The sequence below is a fragment of the Nonomuraea roseola genome (assembly GCF_039535395.1).
In the GTDB taxonomy this organism is placed as follows: Bacteria; Actinomycetota; Actinomycetes; order Streptosporangiales; family Streptosporangiaceae; genus Nonomuraea; species Nonomuraea roseola.
Window position 1 is genome coordinate 581,583 of record NZ_BAAAXC010000014.1, and the last position, 16,789, is coordinate 598,371.

Annotated in this window: 16 protein-coding genes; 11 read left to right on the forward strand and 5 right to left on the reverse strand. The window is 70.9% G+C overall.

Annotated features, from left to right (window positions below):
• Positions 1–26: 26 nt before the first annotated feature.
• A complete protein-coding gene (locus ABFX55_RS21085; RefSeq protein ID WP_346123483.1) occupies positions 27–1,364 on the reverse strand; it encodes an MFS transporter in 1,338 nt (445 codons plus the stop codon).
• A 335-nt stretch (positions 1,365–1,699) separates the two neighbouring features.
• Between ABFX55_RS21085 and ABFX55_RS21090 the strand changes: the two genes are divergently transcribed.
• Positions 1,700–1,870 carry a CGNR zinc finger domain-containing protein gene (locus ABFX55_RS21090; RefSeq protein WP_346124106.1) on the forward strand — a complete coding sequence of 57 codons (171 nt, stop codon included), beginning with the start codon at positions 1,700–1,702 and terminating at the stop codon, positions 1,868–1,870.
• A gap of 630 nt (positions 1,871–2,500) precedes the next feature.
• Here ABFX55_RS21090 and ABFX55_RS21095 read toward each other — a convergent pair.
• Positions 2,501–3,604, reverse strand: a complete 1,104-nt coding sequence (locus tag ABFX55_RS21095; RefSeq protein WP_346123485.1) for an epoxide hydrolase family protein — start codon at positions 3,602–3,604, stop codon at positions 2,501–2,503.
• Complete coding sequence (locus ABFX55_RS21100; RefSeq protein WP_346123487.1) at positions 3,601–4,683, reverse strand: alpha/beta fold hydrolase; 1,083 nt, start codon at positions 4,681–4,683, stop codon at positions 3,601–3,603. The genes ABFX55_RS21095 and ABFX55_RS21100 overlap by 4 nt, the downstream gene beginning before the upstream one ends.
• 169 nt (positions 4,684–4,852) lie before the next feature.
• On the opposite strand from ABFX55_RS21100, the gene ABFX55_RS21105 reads away from it, so the two are divergent.
• The 3 genes from ABFX55_RS21105 (at position 4,853) to ABFX55_RS21115 (ending at position 7,705) form a co-directional block, all read left to right on the forward strand.
• Positions 4,853–6,286: a vanadium-dependent haloperoxidase gene (locus tag ABFX55_RS21105; RefSeq protein ID WP_346123489.1), complete on the forward strand. Its 1,434-nt coding sequence runs from the start codon at positions 4,853–4,855 to the stop codon at positions 6,284–6,286.
• A 112-nt stretch (positions 6,287–6,398) separates the two neighbouring features.
• Positions 6,399–7,193 carry an SAM-dependent methyltransferase gene (locus ABFX55_RS21110; RefSeq protein WP_346123491.1) on the forward strand — a complete coding sequence of 265 codons (795 nt, stop codon included), beginning with the start codon at positions 6,399–6,401 and terminating at the stop codon, positions 7,191–7,193.
• 47 nt (positions 7,194–7,240) lie between these two features.
• Positions 7,241–7,705, forward strand: a complete 465-nt coding sequence (locus ABFX55_RS21115; RefSeq protein ID WP_346123493.1) for a GNAT family N-acetyltransferase — start codon at positions 7,241–7,243, stop codon at positions 7,703–7,705.
• Positions 7,706–7,807: 102 nt separating this feature from the next.
• Here ABFX55_RS21115 and ABFX55_RS21120 read toward each other — a convergent pair whose 3' ends face one another.
• Positions 7,808–9,415, reverse strand: coding sequence for a 5-guanidino-2-oxopentanoate decarboxylase (locus ABFX55_RS21120; protein WP_346123495.1), 1,608 nt, complete (start codon positions 9,413–9,415; stop codon positions 7,808–7,810).
• Between the two features lie 41 nt (positions 9,416–9,456).
• On the opposite strand from ABFX55_RS21120, the gene ABFX55_RS21125 reads away from it, so the two are divergent.
• From ABFX55_RS21125 to ABFX55_RS21140, 4 genes are all read left to right on the forward strand, one after another.
• Positions 9,457–10,335, forward strand: coding sequence for an Lrp/AsnC family transcriptional regulator (locus ABFX55_RS21125; RefSeq protein WP_346123496.1), 879 nt, complete (start codon positions 9,457–9,459; stop codon positions 10,333–10,335).
• Between the two features lie 88 nt (positions 10,336–10,423).
• Positions 10,424–12,028 (forward strand): amidohydrolase, encoded by a 1,605-nt coding sequence (locus ABFX55_RS21130; RefSeq protein ID WP_346123498.1) that lies wholly within the window; start codon positions 10,424–10,426, stop codon positions 12,026–12,028.
• A 29-nt stretch (positions 12,029–12,057) separates the two neighbouring features.
• Positions 12,058–13,335: an MFS transporter gene (locus tag ABFX55_RS21135; RefSeq protein WP_346123500.1), complete on the forward strand. Its 1,278-nt coding sequence runs from the start codon at positions 12,058–12,060 to the stop codon at positions 13,333–13,335.
• 156 nt (positions 13,336–13,491) lie between these two features.
• Entirely contained in the window at positions 13,492–14,661 is a 1,170-nt protein-coding gene (locus tag ABFX55_RS21140; RefSeq protein ID WP_346123502.1) for an amidohydrolase, read from the forward strand.
• Positions 14,662–14,720: 59 nt separating this feature from the next.
• On the opposite strand, the gene ABFX55_RS21145 is transcribed toward ABFX55_RS21140, so the two are convergent.
• The gene (locus ABFX55_RS21145) at positions 14,721–15,098 is read right to left on the reverse strand and encodes an STAS domain-containing protein (protein WP_346123504.1); all 378 of its coding nucleotides are present in this window, start codon (positions 15,096–15,098) and stop codon (positions 14,721–14,723) included.
• A 269-nt stretch (positions 15,099–15,367) separates the two neighbouring features.
• Between ABFX55_RS21145 and ABFX55_RS21150 the strand changes: the two genes are divergently transcribed.
• From ABFX55_RS21150 to ABFX55_RS21160, 3 genes are read left to right on the forward strand one after another with little or no spacing between them, the layout of a single operon-like run.
• Positions 15,368–15,742, forward strand: coding sequence for a hypothetical protein (locus ABFX55_RS21150; protein ID WP_346123506.1), 375 nt, complete (start codon positions 15,368–15,370; stop codon positions 15,740–15,742).
• Between the two features lie 6 nt (positions 15,743–15,748).
• A complete protein-coding gene (locus ABFX55_RS21155) occupies positions 15,749–15,931 on the forward strand; it encodes an ANTAR domain-containing protein (RefSeq protein ID WP_346124108.1) in 183 nt (60 codons plus the stop codon).
• 17 nt (positions 15,932–15,948) lie between these two features.
• Positions 15,949–16,686, forward strand: a complete 738-nt coding sequence (locus ABFX55_RS21160) for a GAF and ANTAR domain-containing protein (protein WP_346123507.1) — start codon at positions 15,949–15,951, stop codon at positions 16,684–16,686.
• Positions 16,687–16,789: the final 103 nt, after the last annotated feature.

Below are 16,789 nucleotides of genomic sequence, written 5' to 3' on the forward strand. Positions count from 1 at the left end.
GTTGAGCCCGTGGCCAGTCGTTGATCTCAGCGGTCGTCCGGCTCGACAGGCGCGCCAGGCAGTTCGGGCGAACACGTCACGATCGCTCGTGGGTGAGCCCGGCTGTGCCAGGCGAAGCCGAGCGCGGCAAGCACCTGCGTCCCGGCCGCGGTCAGGAGCGCTCCGGAAGGCGACCAGTCCGCGACCGGTCCCGCGATGCCCGCGCCCAAGGCGAAACCCGTGATCTTCAGGCTTGCGCCCGTGGTGAAGATCTGACCCCGCAGATGGCCGGGCGCTTCACGATGACGTATCGCGAACAGGGCGGTGAGCTGGGGGCCCTCCCCGATGCCGGCGAGCACCATCGCGGTGATGAGCAGAGCCGGCCGACCGGTCGCGAGGAGGACAAGGGCGACAGCGAGGACGATCGTGCTGCACCAGATGATGGTGTCCGGGGACAGAAGCCGGGGGTGGCGGGCGAGTATCGCGTTGGCGACGAGCGCGGAGGCGGCGGTAACGGAGAGAAGGATCGCTCCATATCCGGCCACGCCGAGGGACTCTCCGAGCAGCGGGATACACGCGATCAACATGCCCTGGCCCGCGCAGGAGATCACCGAGGTGGTAGTCGCCCTGGCCAGTTCCCTGCTACGGACGATGGCGCGGATTCCGGCAGCGAGAGCGGAGGCGACCGAGGGGCTCGGCCGGCTGTTGGCCTTCGGGATCGCGGGCAGCGTCAGCGCCGAGGGCAGCGCTGAACAGATCAGCGCCGCGGACACGACCACACCAGCTGAGGCACCCCACACTCCCGCGACGATCCCGGCCAGCGCCGGGCCCACCAGACTCGCCAGGTTGAACGTCATCGCATCGAGCGCGTTGGCACGGGGCAGCTGCTCACCGGTCGCGACTCGAGGCAACTGGGAGGTCCATCCGCCGGACAGAGCCGGTCCCAGCAGCCCGACGCACACGGCGATGAGGATCGTGACGACGACAGGGAGGCGTCCCAGACTGGCGAGGATGGCCGCCAGGCCCGCCGCGTAGACGCCGAGCGCCCAGGCAAGCAGACGGCCCGGTCTGGTCGCTCTGTCGAGCAGTACGCCGAAGACGGGGCCGCCGATCGCCGCCGAGATCATGATGCCTGCCAGCAGCGAGGAGGCCGTGGAAACCGATCCGGTGATCGCCACTCCGGCGAGCAGCAGGGCCGGCCCTGACATCTCGTCTCCCGTGCGGGCGGCAGTCGCCCCAACGGCATATCCCCCCATGGCGTAACGCTTTTTCACGAAGGTCACGTTACGTAGGTAACTCAAAACTTGACTAGATGCGTTACATTCGACCGGTGACCCCTTCGAGCGATGAATGGTCCACCCGTCATTCGGTACAGGCCGTCGCACGGCGGACCGCCGCCCTCGTCAACGCCCTGTCCGACGAGGACCCGGCCCCGGGTGTGATCACTGAGCTGCTCAGGGAGCACGGAGAGGTCGGCGCTGTCGATCTGTCGCCGGGTGATGTCGCCGAGATACGTGCCGCCGCCGTGCTCCTGCGGGAGGTCTTCGCCGCCGCTCACGTCGACGCCGCCGCGTCCCTGCTGAACCGGCTTCTACGGCAGAGCCTCGGAACCGTCCGCCTCACCTCGCACGGCGGCCTCACCCCTTGGCACCCTCACCTCGACAGCGACGACGACGCCGCGTGGGGGGAATGGTTCCTCGCCTCGTCGTGCATGGCTCTGATGGTTCTGATCTGGGATCATCAACGTCCACCTGGCGGTCTGTGCGCATCCCCCAGCTGCCAGAACGTCTATCTCACACAGGGAAGCGGCCTGCCGCGCCGTTACTGTTCACGCCGCTGCGCGACGCGTGAACGGGTGGCGTCCCACAGACGCTCGCGAGCAGCGCGGTGACCACCGCGCTCCGCCCACAGCGCGGTTCTGCGGGACGGTGGAGCAGGTCAGTACGCATCGAACGCGTACGAGCAAGCATCGAGCAGCCATCGACTGTCGACATACCGGCGACATACCCGTGATCAGTACGCTGACGGACCCCCTCACATGATCACTCTGTTGCTGTCGATGATCCCCGGCCCCTCCCATGCCCCCGGCGTGGTGGGTACGGCGGCCAACCTCGTCCGTGAGGTGGAGCCGCGCGCCGACGGGATGGGATGATCCGGTCCGGGACACGTCGTGGTCGTGGAGCCTGTCTTCCCAGGTCAAGCAGATCGCCAAGCGTCTTCCCCATACCGACGTCTACCTGATGCCGTATGCCTATCCCCTGAGCCACGCTGCCCAGAAACCGACGTCGCCAGGCTGTACGCCGCGGGAACCTCCTGACGGCAGTCGCCGAGATCACCGGATCCGACGAGACCGCCCACCTGCTCCGGTGACGGAGCGCCCACCCCCTCGAACAGGCACTCGCCCCGGCCCAGCCCGACCGGGGCGATGTGCAGCCGCAAGCTCGCCGCCCGCTATCACGCCACTCCGACCATCGCCTGCCTGCTGCCATGGCTCAGACGAGCTCCGCAGAACACAGCGCCGCTAGGACAGCGCCGTGAAGAAGCGGCGGATGTCGGCCACCAGCGGCTCGGGCGCCGCCATCGCCAGCATGTGGCTGGGGTGCTCGAGATTCTCCCAGTGGATGATGTCGTTGTGCCGCTCGGCCAGCCGTCGGAAGGCCGACGAGCCGCCGTGCGAGACCCCTGTCGGCACCACGCTCTGGTCGATCGGCATGCCGGCGGCGTTCTCGTAGTACGTCCACGACGACGAACCGCCTGTGTTCGTCAGCCAGTACAGGCTGGCGTTGGTGAGCACCAGGTCACGCTCGATCGGCTCGTGATCGGGCTGCCAGCCGTCGAACTCCCTGAAGCGCTCCACGAGATAGGCCAGTTGCGCGACCGGCGAGTCGGACCAGCCGAAGCTGAGCGTCTGCGGACGGGCGGCCAGGTAGGGCGCGTAGCCGCTGCCGCCCGACCCCGCCAGCATGTCGGCCAGCCAGGCCACGCTCGCCCGCTCCTCCTCCGACAGCCCTTCCAGCTCGCCGGGGGCTCCGGTGGGCATGCCGACCCCTCCCGTGATGTGCACTCCTACCACGTGCTCGGGGAACAGCGCCCCGAGCTGGGGCGAGACCAGCGCGCCCGCGTCGTTGCCGTGCGCGCCGTACCTGTTGTAGCCGAGCCTGCTCATCAGCTCTGCCCAGGTGCGGGCCACCCGTTCGACGCTCCACGGCCGCTCGTCGGCAGGCTCGGGGAACGGGGAGAACCCGAATCCGGGCAGCGAGGGCGCGACCACGTGGAAGGTCTCGGAGAGCGGGCCCAGCAGGTTCAGGAACTCGGCGATCGAGTTCGGCCAGCTGTGTGTGATGATCAGCGGGAGAGCGTCCTCGTTGGCCGAGCGCACGTGGAAGAAGTGCACCTGCTGACCGTCGATCTCGTCGACGAACTGCGGGAAGGCGTTCAACCGCCGCTCCCATTCCCTCCATTGGTAACCGTCCCGCCAGTGGGCCACCAGGTCCCGGAGATAGGGCACGGGCACTCCCCTGCTCCACTCCTCACCGGGCAGCGCGGCGGGCCAGCGGGTACGGCTCAGCCGATCCCGCAGGTCGTCGAGGTCGGCCTGCGGGATGTCGATGGTGAACGGTCTCATGCGGTCACCTTGACGAAGAACTCGCGGACGTCACTCGCGTAGACGGCGGTCTCCATGTGCGCGGCGTAGTGCCCGCCGCGCTCGTAGGTGTGCCACTGCACGATGTTCTCGTGGTCGCGTTCGGCGAAGCGCCGGATGGACTGGAAGTCGCCCTTGGCCGAGGCCAGCCCGATCGGCACCGTGGTCGGTCCGGCCGGCGGCTGGCCCGCCTTGGCGTTCTCGTAGTAGAAGCGGATGGAGGAGCCCGCCGTACGGCTGAGCCAGTAGACGGCCGTGTTGGTGATCACGAACTCGTCGTCGAGGTCCTCGTCGAAGAGCTGGGCGTTCCAGCCCAGCAGGCCGACGGGCGAGTCGGCAAGGGCGTGGGCCAGCGTCTGGGGCTGCTGCGAGTGCAGGAGGTTGAAGGCGCCCTTCTCCTCCCAGAACCACTTCAGCACCTCCATGGCGGCCAGTTCCTCCTCCGTCATGCCCTCGAACTCCGCAGGGTCGCCGGAGGGGAAGGAGAAGATCTGCGTGACGTGCACGCCGACGACGTTGGCGGGGGCCAGGCGGCCCACCTCCGGCGAGACCATGGACCCGCCGTCGTTGCCGACGGCGCCGTAGCGCTCGTAACCGAGCCGCGCCATCAGCTCCACCCACGCCTTGGCGGTGCGTACGGTGCCCCAGCCGCCCTCGGTGGTCGGCCCGCCGAAGCCGAACCCTGGAAGGGAGGGGATGACCAGGTGGAAGTCCTTCGACAGCGGCTCGATGGCGTCGACGAACTCGACGAACGAACCAGGCCAGCCGTGCGTGAGGATCAGCGGCAGCGCGTCCTGCCTGTCCGAACGCACGTGGAAGAAGTGGATCGTCTGCCCGTCGATCTCGGTGGTGAACTGCGGGTAGGCGTTGAACCTGGCTTCCCACGCACGCCAGTCGTAGCCGTTCCTCCAGTGGTCGACCAGCCGCCTCACACGCTGGACGCTCACGCCGTAGGCGTCGGGGAAGTCGTCGGTGAAGCGGGCGAGATCGAGCCGCGTCTGCAGGTCGTCCAGGTCTGCCTGGGGGATCTCGATACGGTAGGGAGTGATGTCCGAACTCATGCCTTCATCCTGGTGAAGGCATGAGTTCGCTGGTAGTTCGCCGTGCACCGGTTCGATGTGCAGATTGCACACGGACTTCTTACCTCCAAGCCAGTCGAAAACCTGTTCGACGCATGGGATCTTCTTCGGGTCGGGCACACGGGGGCCCGCTGGAGCGAGGAGATCTGTCATGCCCGTCCGAGGATCCTTACGCGCGCTCGCGCTCGTCCTGGTGTCCGCCACCGCGCTCGTCGCGCCGGCCGCGCCCGCCCATTCGGTCGCGCCGGTGGAGCGCAACGTCGTGCTGCGGTGGAACGAGGCGCTGCTGTCGGCCGTCCGCTCCGGCACGCTCGGCCCTCCGATGGTGGCCAGGGCGCTGGCCGTCGTGCACACCTGCGCCTACGACGCGTGGTCGGCGTACGACGCCGTCGCGATCGGCACCCGGCTGGGCGGCTCACTGCGGCGGCCCGAGACCGAGCGCACGGAGGCGAACAGGGCCGAGGCCATCAGCTACGCCGCCCACCTGGCGGCAGTCGATCTCTACCCGGCGCAGCGGGCCGGGTTCGACGCCCTCATGACCGAGCTGGGCTACGACCCCGCCGCTCCGACCAGCCAGCCGGCCCGCACCGGGCTGGCCGCCTGCCAGGCGGTCCTCGACCACCGCCACGGCGACGGCTCCAACCAGCTCGGCGGCTACGCCGACACCACCGGCTACGCGCCCGTCAACGCGCCGATGGTGGTCGCCGACCCGCTGACCTCGGTCGCCGATCCGAGCCGCTGGCAGCCGCTCACCTATCGCAACAGGGCCGGCGTGCTGGTCACCCCGCCGTTCCTCGCGCCGCACTGGGGCGGGGTCGCCTCCTTCACCGGCCGCGCCCGCGACCTGGCCGACGCCGTGCCCGCGCCCGCGGCGTACGGCACGCACGCCTACCGCGCCCAGGCCGCCGAGATCGTGTCGCTCACGGCCGGCCTGACCGACAGGCGCAAGGCCATCGCGGAGTACTGGGCCGACGGCCCGAGCAGCGAGACCCCTCCCGGCCACTGGAGCCTGTTCGCCCAGCGGGTGTCGGCCCGCGACGGCCACGGCCTCGACGAGGACGTGAAGATGTTCTTCGCGCTGGCCAACTCCGTCATGGACGCGGGCATCGCCTCGTGGGAGGCCAAGCGCGACCACGACTCGGTGCGCCCGATCACCGCGGTGCGCTTCCTCTACCGGGGCAGGCAGATCCCGACCTGGGGCGGCAGGGTGATCGACGGCGCCACCTGGACGCCCTACCAGGCGCCGACGTTCCCGACCCCACCGTTCGCCGAGCACGTCTCGGGCCACAGCACGTTCAGCGCGGCGGCGGCCGAGGTGCTGCGCCGCTTCACCGGCGGCGACGCGTTCGGCGGCGAGGCGGTGATCGCGAAGGGGTCCTCGCTGGTGGAGCCCGGCGTCAGCCCCGCGCACGACGTGACGCTGCGCTGGCCCACCTTCACCGAGGCCGCCGACCAGGCCGGGCTGTCACGCAGGTACGGCGGCATTCACTTCCTCGCGGGCGACCTGCAGGGCCGCGCGCTCGGCAAGGCGGTCGGCGCCGCGGCGTGGGAACGCGCGCAGGCCTACTGGTCGGGCCGAGGCTGAGGCCCCGTACCCTTCGATGCTGCGCCCGCTTCGCGCCATTCGCGTGGTTCCCGGTCGCCGGGCGGCCTATGATCATTTTCACCGCCCCGGCTGAGAGGATCTTGTGGTCGACATGGCAGACGAGTGGAACAGCGCGATTGACACGAGCAGGCCCAGCATCGCCAGGGCCTACGACGTGGTCCTCAACGGCAAGGACAACTTCGAGGTCGACCGGAGCTTCGTCTCCGAGATCGTGAAGGTCGTCCCCGAGATCTACGACGTGGCGGCCTACAACAGGCAGGTCCTCGGGCGCGGCGTGCGGTTCCTCATCGACCAGGGCATCGACCAGTTCCTCGACCTGGGCTCCGGGCTGCCGACGGTGGAGAACACCCACCAGGTGGCCCAGCGAGCCAACCCCGACGCGCGGGTGGTCTACGTCGACAACGACCCGATGGTGCTGGCTCATGGCAGGGCACTGCTGGCGGAGAACGACCGCACCGCGGTCGTCACCTCCGACCTGCGCGACCCCGCCGCGATCCTCGGCGACGAGGCGGTCAAGCGGCTCATCGACCTCGACCGCCCCGTCGGCGTGATGCTGATCGGCATCCTGCACCACCTGCACGACGACGAGGACCCTCGCGGCATCGTCGAGGCCTACATGGCGGCGGTCCCTTCGGGCAGCTACCTGTTCGTCACGCACTTCTGCGACTCGAGCCAGGACTCCCGCGACGCCGAGAAGAAGTTCCTCGCGCTGCTGGGCACCGGCCGGTTCAGGACCGTGGAGGAGATCACCTCCTTCTTCGACGGGTTCGAGCTGGTCGAGCCCGGCGTGGTCCCGCTGCCGCTGTGGCGGCCCGACGGCGACGTTCCCGGGGAGCTGACCGTGGGCCAGCGCCTGATGTACGGCGGCATCGCGCGCAAGCCGTAGGAGCCGGGGCACAGAACTGTCGGTGCCGCATGCCAGACTCACTCGGCATGAGCGACGACGTGCGGCTGAGGGATGTCGTGGTGGCCGATCTGGAGGTGTTCCTGGCGCAGGAGCACGATCCGGAGGCCGTCCGGCGGTCGAGGTTCCCGCCCCGCGAGCGGGAGGCGTTCCTCCGTCACTGGACCACGCGCATCCTCGGCGATCCCACCGTCTTCGTGCAGGCGGTCACGGTGGACGGCGTCCTGGCAGGGAATCTCGTGGCCTGGTGGGAGGGCGACAGACGCTTCCTCGGCTACTGGCTCGGCCGTGAGTTCTGGGGCCGGGGCATCGGCACGAGGGCTCTGGGGCTTTTCCTGCGGCTGGAGAAGGCTCGCCCCCTTTACGCCGACCCCTTCCACGCCAACACCGCCTCGGTGCGGCTTCTGGAGAAGCACGGCTTCCAGCCGAGCGGCACGGTCCTGCACGGCGAGGACGAGCACATCCTGCTCGTCCTCCACGACCCTGCGACGTAGCCCAGGCCTCCAGGGGGCAGCGGTCAGGTCGTCGGGCGTACGGCACGCCCGCGCCCGCAGGCGCCATCCCGGGCTGGGTGGGGCGGCCGCCACCCGGCCCGATCACGACACGCCCTGGCCGCCCACGGTCACCTCGATCACCGTGGGCCCGTTGACGTCGAGCGCCCGCTTCAGCGCGGCGGGCAGCTCCGCCAGGTCGGCGACCCGCTCGCCTCGCCCACCGAAGGCGCGGCCGAGTGCGGGGAAGTCGATGCCGTCGATGTCCACGGCGACCGGCGAGATGTTCCTGGCCAGCATCTCCTCGCGGATCTCCGCGTAGCCGTGGTTGTTCATGACGATCACGGGCAGGCTCAGCCGCAGCTCGGCGGCCACGGCCAGCTCCTGGACGCTGAACAGCGTGCCCCCGTCACCGGCCAGCGCGATCACGGTCGCGTCCTGGGCCGCCAGCTTGGCGCCGATCGCGGCGGGCACGGCGTAGCCGAGCGTGGCGTACCCGGTCGGGTATACGAACCTGCGCGGCGCGTCCATCGGCCAGAACGGCACGGTCCCGAAGTAGGACACCTGTGCGCTGTCGCCCGCGACGATCGTGTCCTCGGGCAGGCAGTCGCGCAGCACCTCCTGCACAGGCCGCCAGGCGGCGCCCACGGACATCGCGGCCTCGGCGGCGGCGGCACGCACCCGCGCGGCGCGCTCCCCACCGGCGGGGCCGGGGGCACGATCATTCAGGGCGTCGGCCAGCGCGCCGAGCACCGTGGCGGCGTCACCGTGGACCGCGATGTCGGCGGGCACGTTCTTGTGCAGCTGGCGCAGGTCCACATCGACCCTGATGACGGTGCCGCGCGGGTGGAGCCGCACTCCCCACAGGTCCGAGTCGGCCAGTTCGCTGCCCGCCACCAGCAGCACGTCGGCGGCCTCGATCGCCTCCTGCACCGGGCCGAGGCCGACGCCGGCGCCCAGCGAGAGCGGGTGACTCTCCGGCAGCACACCCTTCCCGCTCACGCTGGTGGCCACCGGAGCGCCGAGCAGCTCCGCGAGCCGTACGGCCTCGGCGCAGGCGTCGCGCGCGCCGCCGCCGAGGACGATCAGCGGGGTGGAGGCGCCGCGCAGCGCGGCGGCGGCCGCGGCGAGCACGCCGGCGGAGGGCAGGAGGGCCGCGCTCTCCAGCGGCCCTGGAGCTGCGCCGTCCCACGGCGACTCCAGCACGTCGAGCGGCAGTTCCAGGTGGACGGGGCGGGGGCGCTCCACCCGCCAGCGGGCGAACGTCTCGTGGATCACCGCGGCGGCCTGCGCGGGCGAGGAGACGCGGACGCTGCGGTCGTAGAGCGCGTCCATGGCGGCCCGCTGATCCTTGACCTCGTGCAGCCAGCCGACGTCGGCGCGCTCCTGCCCGAGCGGCGCACCCGGCGAGATCACCAGCAGCGGCACCGAGTCCGCGTAGGCCGTGGCCGCGGCGGTGGCGATGTTGGTCAGGCCCGGCCCGCTGGTGGTGACGCACACTCCTGGACGGCCGCTGACCCTGGCGTAGGCGTCGGCCGCGTAACCGCCGCCCTGCTCGTGCCTGGGGGCGACGTGACGGATGTCCGAGCTCGTCAGCTGCCGGTACAGCTCCAGGTTGTGGGTGCCGGGGATGCCGAAGACGGTCTCGACGCCGTTGCCGCGCAGCGCGCCCACCACGGCTGCGGCACCGGTCAATGATGATTCGGTTGCCATAGTGCGGTTGAGCCTACGTTTCGCCCGTTACCTTTGTCTATGTGGATCTGGATCGCACCGACCTTGAGATCGTCAGGCACCTGCAGGCCGACGGACGGATGACCTTCGAGACGATCGCGCAGCGGGTGGGCCTGTCGCGGCCCGCCACCCGCACCCGCGCGCAGCGGCTGCTCACCTCGGGCGCGCTGCGGATCGTCGCCATCGTGCACCCCGCGGTCAAGGGGCTGACCGCCATCGCCCACGCCTCCATCAGAGTGGACGGCCCCGCCCGGCCCGTCGCCCACTCGATCGCCGAACTGGCCGAGGCCCCCTTCGTCACGCTGACCGTCGGCGGCCACGCGGTCGTGGCCGAGGTGCGCGCCCCCGACTTCGCCGCGCTCGCCGCCTCCATCGAGCGGCTGCGCGGGATGCAGGGGGTGCGCGGGGTGGACACGCTGGTCTACACGCGGGTCCTCAAGGACTCCACCGCACTGTCGGAGCCGCGCGCCGAGCTGCAGATGGACGAGATCGACCACCGCATCCTGGCCGAGCTCCAGGCCGACGGCCGGATCGCCTTCGCCGACCTGGGCGAGCGGGTGGGGCTGTCTCCCGGTGCTGCCAGGGTACGGGCGCTGCGGCTGCTCGACGCGGGAGTGGCCAGGGTGGTGGCGCTGGTGCGTCCTGACGTGCTGGGCATGGGACAGCTGTGCGGGTTCGCGCTGACCGTCGAAGGGGACGCCGCGCCCCTGGTCGAGCGACTGTCGTCGTGGGAGCGCGTGTCCTACCTGGCCGCGTGCATGGGCCGGGCCGATCTGGTCGGCACCGTGGCGGGCGAGACGTTGCCCGAGGTCATCACGCTGCTCGAACAGGTGCGGGAGATGAAGGGAGTGAGAGAGCTGACTTCCTGGGTCCACGCCGAGCTCGTCAAGGAGCGCTACTGACGATTCGTTTGTCAGATGGCGACTTGACAAACGAGTCGTCCGTTACGCATGCTCCCTTCAATCGAAACCGCTCGAGGGGAGAGTGCGCATGGACACCCTGCTGGTCGCCGGGGCAACGGTGATCACGCCGGACGGGCACGCGGAGGCGCTTGCCGTACGCGGCGGGCGGATCGAGCACGTCGGGACCGTCACCGAGTGCCGCGAAGCGCTCGGCCGGGTGGACGAGGAACTCGCCCTGGACGGCGGGGTCGTGCACCCCGGCTTCGTGGACGCGCACTGCCACCCCGTCATGTACGGCCAGGCACTGGCGTGGGTCGACTGCAGGCCGGAGGTGGCCCCCGACCTCGACACGCTGGTGTCGCTGCTGGCGGAGACGGCCAGGCGGCTGCCGCCCGGCGCGCCGGTACGCGGCTTCGGCTACGAGCACAGGCGGCTGGCCGAGCGCCGCCACCCGACCGCTCACGACCTCGACAGGGTCGCGACCGATCGGGAGGTCTATCTGATGAACGCCTCCGGTCACGGTGGCGTGGTCAACACCTACGCGCTGCGGCAGTACGGCATCACCGCCGGCATGCCCGACCCGGTGGGCGGGCGGATCGGCCGCTTCGACGGCGGCGAGCCCAACGGCGAGCTGTGGGACGCCGCCTGCGACCTGCTGACCGGCCTCGACGGCGTCAAGATCCGCAACCACGGGCCCAACTTCCACCTGTCCGAACCCGCCGACATCATGATCGAGCACGTCAGGCGGGCCCAGGAGGTCTTCCTGGCGGCGGGGGTGACCAGCGTCGGCGACGCCCAGGTGTCGCGGCGCGAGCTGGAGACCTACCTCTGGGCCAGGGACGAGGGCGCCCTGCGGCTGCGGGTCTCGGCCTATCTCACCTCCGCCCTGCTCGATACCGCCGCCGACCTCGGCCTGGCCGGCGAGCTGGGCGACGACCGGCTGAGGATCGCGGGGGTCAAGTTCTACGCCGACGGCACCCTGGGCGGCTGGACCGCCTACTTCCCCGACGGGTACGCCGCCGACTGCTGCCACCACGGCCAGCTCTACCACTCCCCCGAGGAGTACACCGAGCTGATCGGCCGCGCGCACCGGCTCGGCCTGCAGACCGCCACGCACGCGCAGTCGCCCTACGCGATCGGCATGGTGCTCGACGCGGTGGAGAAGGCGGGCCCGCCGTACGGCATGCGCCACAGGATCGAGCACTCGGGGCTGCCCACCGACGAGCAGATCGGCCGCATGGCCGAGCTCGGCGTGATCCCCGTCATGCAGCCCCAGCACCACCTGCGCACCGGCGACGGCACCATCACCGCGGTCGGCGAGCTCGGCCACCGCTACAACCCTGCGGGGCTGTGCGCCGCCGCGGGCGTGCCCGTCGTCTTCAGCTCCGACGCGCCCGTCGCCCAGCCCGATCCGCTGGAGGCCGTCGCCGCCGCCGCCACCCGCACGACCGTTCTCGGCACCGTGCTCGGCGGCCCCGAGCTGCGGATGTCCGTGCCCGACGGCCTGCGCGCGCACTCGATCGCGGCGGCGGGGGCGCTGCGCCGCGAGCACGCGGTCGGCTCGCTCGAGCCCGGCAAGCTCGCCGACTTCGCCGTCATGGACGGCGACCCCACCACGGCCCAGCCCGCGGAGCTGAGCGCGATCCGGGTCACGCAGACCTGGATCGGCGGCCGCATCGCCTGGTCGGCCTGACCCCCATCCCGCCCTGGAGGAACCCCCCCATGACCAACAAGAGCAGGTCGGCGCTGGCGGCGCTGGTCGGCACCTCGATCGAGTGGTACGACTTCTACGCCTTCGCCACGGCCGCCGCGATCGTCTTCAACCAGGTCTTCTTCCCCCCGGACATGTCGCCCTTCGTCAGGACGGTGGCCTCGTTCGGCACGTTCGCGGTCGGCTTCCCGCTCAGGCCGCTCGGCGGGATCATCTTCGGCCACATCGGTGACCGCATCGGGCGCAAGAACACGCTGGTCACCACGCTGCTCATGATGGGCGTCGCCTCGTTCGCGATCGGCCTGCTGCCCACGTACGCGCAGGTCGGCGCATGGGCGCCGCTGATGCTGGTGGCGCTCAGGCTGGTGCAGGGCATCGCGCTGGGCGGCGAGTGGGGCGGCGCCGTGCTGGTCGCCGTGGAGAACGCGCCGCCAGGCCGGCGCGCCTTCTTCGGCTCCTTCGCACAGCTCGGCTCCTCCGTGGGAGCACTGCTGTCCACGGGCGCCTTCAGCCTGATGAGCTCCTTCGGCGACGAGGCGTTCGTCTCGTGGGGCTGGCGCGTGCCGTTCCTGCTGTCGGCCGTCCTGGTCGTCATCGGCCTGGTGATCAGGCTGAAGCTGGAGGAGTCGCCCGCGATGAAGCAGGTGCGCGCGGAGCGGGCCGTCGCCGACACGCTGCCGGTGCGCGAGGTGCTGCAGAAGTCGTGGCGCACCGTGCTCCTCGGCGTCTTCGCCCTGGCCACCGCCACCGGCGGGTACTACGTCACGACCACCTTCCTGCTCACGTACGGCACCGGCACGCACGGCCTCAGCGAGGCCATGCTGCTCAACGGCCTTTCACTGGCCGCCTTCCTCGAACTGCTGGTCACGCCGCTGCTGTCGTTCTACGCCGACAAGGTCGGGCCGCACCGCATGGTCATCGCCGGGCTGATCGGCGTGATCGCGCTGTCCGTCCCGCAGTTCCTGGTGCTCGGCTCCGGCAGCGTCGCGCTCATCTACCTGGCGATGCTGGCCATGCGGTTCGCCATGTCCGCGCTCTACGGGCCGGTCGCGACCGTCCTGGCCGAGGGCTTCGCGGCGCGGGTCCGCTACACCGGGATCTCGCTGTCGTACCAGGTCTCCACCATGATCTTCGGCGGGCTCTCCCCCATCGCGGCGACGGCGCTGGCGGCGTGGGCGGGCGGCAGCTTCTGGCCGGTCGCCGGGCTGCTGATGGCCATCTCGCTGATCGGCGTGTACTGCACGGCCCGCCTCAAGCACCACGAGAGGCTGGTCGCCACAGCAGCCTGATCGGGCGGCCGGTCCTCGGGCCTGTGACACCAGCTCGTGTGCGAGCGGATCGTCCAGGCCGAGGCCCCGCCGACCTCGACGGTGGGCGAGCTCGCCGCAAGATCGACTTGTTCGGCTATGGGTGCCGGAAACGTCCGAGGCCTTTAGAGTGCGGGCATGACCGACATCCTCCTGCGCGGCGGCCGTCCGTGGCGGCTGCCCGCGCCGGCCGATCTCCTGGTACGCGACGGCGTCATCGCAAGGGTCGGTCAAGGGCTCGACGCCGGCGGAGCCCGCGTCGTCGACGTCTCGGGCCGGCTCGTGCTGCCCGGCCTGGTCGAGGCCCACTGCCACCTCGACAAGACCCTTTACGGCGGAGCCTGGGTCCCGCACTCGGCCGACGACACGCTCACCGGCCGCATGTTCAACGACCTGGGGCGAAGGGCCGAGCTCGGAGTGCCGAGCGTCGAGCGGATCACCGCGCTGCTCGAGCGGATGAGCTCCTTCGGCACCACCCACGTCCGCACGCACACCGACATCGACCCCGCGGTGGGGCTGCGCGGCGTGGAGGCGGTCGGCGAGGCCGCGGCGGCGCTGACCGACCGGATCTCGGTGCGCCAGGTCGCCTTCCCCCAGCACGGGCTGCTGACCAACCCTGGCACGGCCGAACTACTGGAGGAGGCGCTCAAGAGCGGCGTCGAGGCGATCGGCGGCATCGACCCCGCGGGCATCGACCGCGACCCGGTGCGCCACCTCGACACCGTCTTCGAGCTGGCCTCCCGCTACGGCGCCGCCGTCGACATCCACCTGCACGACGGCGGCACGCTGGGCGCGTGGGAGCTGGAGCTGATCATCGAACGCACGGCCGCGCTCGGCCTCGGCGGGCGGGTCACGGTCAGCCACGCCTACGCGCTGGGCCAGATCGACGGGGCCCACCAGGACCGCCTGGCGAAAGGCCTGGCCGAGGCGGGCGTGGCGGTGGCCACGGCGGCCGTCTACAGCTTCCCCGTGCCGCCGGTCAGGAAGCTGCGCGAGGCCGGCGTCACGGTGGCGTGCGGCCACGACGGCATCCGCGACCTGTGGGGCCCCTACGGCAGCGGCGACATGCTGGAGCGGGCGATGCACCTGGCCTACCGCAGCACCTTCCGCGCCGACGCCGACATCGAACTCGCACTGGAGGCGGCCACCTATGGCGGAGCCCGGGCGCTGGGCCTGCCCGGTTACGGGCTGTCGGTCGGCGACCAGGCCGACCTCGTGGTCGTCCCCGTGGGCGGCGCCGCCGAGGCGGTGGTCGCCCATCCCCCGCGGTCACTGGTGATGAAGCGCGGCGTGCTCCTGTCCGCATGACGGCTGAAGGAGACCGCGCCTGGGTGCTCGCCCCCCGGCGTGGCCGCCCAGAACTGGTTCTACGGCTGATCGGCGCCTTCGCCGAGGCGGACTGCGGCGTCGAGCCGGAGGTGGGGAGCTGCGTGCCAGCGCGTGACCACCAGTAGCCACCGGAGTCTCGGAGGGGGGTGCCGTAGCGTCAGGACGTGGTGGCCGGTCAGCCTCGCGGCGGCGTCGACCAGGGCGCGCAGGCAGCCGACGTCGATGAAGTCCAGGCCGGTCAGCTCGATGTCGGCGCCGATATCACCGTCGTCCGTCGTCACGGCCAGCGCCCAGGCCAGGGCGGGCAGCGCGGCCAGGTCGAGCTCTCCTTCGATGCGCACCTCGACGGGATCGAGCGCCTGAGTGATGCGCAGATGCCGGTGGCTGATCGTGAACGGCCTGCGTGCGACATTCATGCCCATTCCTCTCACAGAGGGGATGCCGGACGTGGTGCCGCGAGGTCCGGACGGCATGAAGACGTCTCTCAATGATGTCACCTGTCCGCGGTATTGGCCCCTGCCTCCGCCAAACCCGACTGGACGCAAATAGCGAAATTTATCCCGCTTTATGGTGGCGGATGGGGCACATTGGGCGAAGTTCCTGTCCGGGCTTGTGATGTCGTCCTGCCCCGCTAGCGTGGCCCGTGAGGCCACGTCGCGACAGCACCGTGGCGAGGCGGTGGCCGGTGGACAAGGAACGGGCTCGGCGGGTGCGGCAGGCGATCGATGCCCGCGCTCTGGCCGACGGCACGCCGCCGACCGTGCGCCATGTCTGCCTGGCCTGCGTCGACTCGCTGAAGATGAACGGCGCGCTGCGTCGCTGGCCGATGTTCGCCGCGCAGGCCGACGCGCTCGGTGTGCGGGCGGTGTTCGTCTTTCCCCTCGCGATCGGAGCGATCTCCGTGGGCGTGCTGGAGGTCAGCAGAGACACTCCCGGCTGGCCGGCGCCGGAGAACACTACCGACGCGCTGCTGTTCGCCGACGCCGCCCTGATGGTCATCTTGGAACCGGGCTACAGCGCCACGGCGGCCGCCACCGGCGACGGGCTCCTCGAGAGGTGAGCGGAGATCCATCAGGCGACCGGCATGATCTCGGCTCAGCTGGAGGTCGGCCTGGCCCAGGCGTTTGTGCGGTTGCGCGCGTACTCCTTCGCCCATGAGCGGCGACTGGGCGAGGTCGCCGGGGACGTCGTCGCCAGGCGGCTCAGACTCAAGCGGGACCGCCAGGCCGGACCGGACTCGACACGTTGAAAGGGCAGGTGGCAGCGGTGTTGGAACGGCGCATGGCCGAGACGTTCGTGGAGCTCGCCGACACGTTGGTGGTGGGGTTCGACGTCATCGACCTGTTGCACACGCTGACCGAGCGCTGCGTCGAACTGCTCGACGTCGACGCGGCCGGAATCCTGCTGGCCGACCAGAGGGGCACGCTCAACCTGGTCGCCGCCTCCACCGAGCAGGCCCGACTGCTCGAGCTGTTCCAGCTGCAGGATGAGGAGGGGCCATGTCTGGACTGCTACCGCACAGGATCGCTGGTCGACTGCCCCGACCTTTCCGCGATTCCGCAGCGCTGGCCCCGGTTCACCGTCGTCGCCCGCGCGCAGGGGTTCGCGGCGGTCATCGCCGTGCCGATGCGGCTGCGTGATGAGGTCGTCGGCGCGATGAACCTGTTCCGCGTCGAGTCAGGGGACCTGCCGCCCGGCAGTGCGAGGATGGCCCAGGCGCTGGCCGACATCGCCACCATCAGCATCCTGCACGAACGCGCCCTCACGCAGCGCGGCGTGCTGGTCGAGCAGCTGCAGAGCGCGCTCAACAGCCGGATCGTGATCGAGCAGGCCAAGGGCATCCTGGCCGAACGCGGGCAGATCACCGTGGAGGCCGCGTTCCTCCACATGCGTGCCCACGCGCGCGCTAACAACCGAGGGCTGTCGGAGATCGCCCGCGCCATCGCCGACCGTACGCTCGACATCGAGGACCTGCTGCCGCCCCGCGCGCCCGTGGCGGAGTGACCCGCAGGCCGGCTGGAGGAGCCGCGGCCGGCCGGACCGGCCGAGACCCCGCGGAGAGGGCCGCCGGCTCGCGGCGCGGCCGTGCAGCATCCAGGAGGTGCCC